Source organism: Lysinibacillus sp. NPDC097287 (assembly GCF_044761695.1).
Taxonomy (GTDB): Bacteria; Bacillota; Bacilli; order Bacillales_A; family Planococcaceae; genus Lysinibacillus.
Map to the genome: position 1 here is coordinate 1 of NZ_JBIWCX010000056.1, position 1,405 is coordinate 1,405.

Annotated in this window: 2 protein-coding genes; both read right to left on the reverse strand. The window is 48.6% G+C overall.

Annotated elements, in window-relative coordinates; all coding sequences use genetic code 11:
* Positions 1–470 (reverse strand): SMODS domain-containing nucleotidyltransferase (locus ACIQ2D_RS21980; RefSeq protein WP_402867417.1); only part of this gene is annotated, 470 nt, incomplete at its 3' end.
* 2 nt (positions 471–472) lie between these two features.
* Positions 473–1,405: S-4TM family putative pore-forming effector (locus ACIQ2D_RS21985; RefSeq protein WP_391590591.1), on the reverse strand; the 933-nt coding region annotated here is incomplete at its 5' end.

Consider the following 1,405-nt stretch of genomic DNA (forward strand, 5'->3'; position numbering starts at 1 on the left):
CAATCATTAACGTATTTGACATGAATCTCTGGACTTGAGTCGAGCCACTCGCCCACGACCCCGGGAATTCTGAAACGTGCTCCATCGACCAGCTTTTCCTGGAAATACGCCGGTATGATTTCGACACGCTCGTAGCCTTGACCAAAATCGAGAACGACAGCAGGTCTTGATGCATGTATATATGTAGTCGGAAAGCGTTCCTTTAAAGCGTCTCGAACCGCAGTAAGAGTCGAGCTACTCAAAATAGGCTGATTCGATTTTAGTGATACAAAGAAATCGACATCGCTGTGAACACTAACCCCGGTGCCATGCTTGAAAGACCCTGTTTCGAACATTCGGAAGATGCCAAACTTGGCATCCAGTTTAGCCTCAATGCTAGCGCGATGGGATGTGGCTTTGGCGCGTTCCGAAGCTGAAGGTGTGATACTGTTCAAAAAGATTGTGAAACCCGAATTTACTGTTTTCGCCATATCTATTCCTCGTTTCTGTTTATATTATTTGAAATCTGCTGTGCGGAATTATTCATCGCCATTTCATTTTTCCTGCGCTTAATCCAATATATGAAATCTGGTACCTGTGGAGCTACGCGCCTTAGGTTGAAGAGTTCATTCTGCCACACCAGCAAGTCTTGATTGTCCAAATCGGCGGCATTGTTGTCTAGTTTTTCCTCGATGGCGTAGCTGAGTTCACGACGATCGCGTGCAGCCTTTTTAATGCTTCTCCAGTACTCGTAGATATCCAAGAACGCAGGGAGGAGGGGTAATATTATTCCTAGGAGGACTGTCGTAAATTCAAGATTAAGGAGGACGCTCATTGTTGCGAGCATGATGAACCAGATGGTCATAATCGAGATCCACATATTAGCTGTTGATCGCAAAAGTCTATCTGTATAAGTTACATTGGCTCGTTGGCAGATTGCTACCGAAATTCGCCCCAGCTGATTAACATCAAAAGGATACCAGTCCAAGAGGCGCTCCTTGTCGGCTCGCCTCCGAACTTCACTATCATCACCAGCGATTATATGGATATCTTCAAGCGAAGGGGCAGACGTTCGGCGGCCGCTCGACGGCATCGCATAGACTGAGAAGTCGAATAATTCCTGAACGGCAGCCCCCTTTTCGGAGGCTTTTTTCTCCTTCTGAGATAATGTTGTGCGGCCAAAGAACGCCCACAACGCAGCTATTGCACCACCGGCAGTCGCGGTGGCAGGTAGGAGCAGCGCGAAAATCGGTGCTGCGATCGCGATAACTGACATTCCTATCCATCGGCCGCCCATCCACCTCTTTGCCTTAGCGTAGAGGCTCCGCTGCGCTACGAGAAGGCGCAGTGAATCAATCTCATTCTGTTGCCGTGCCATGGTGGATGTGATGGGCGGCTCGTACTGATCCGTACTACCGCCGCTCAT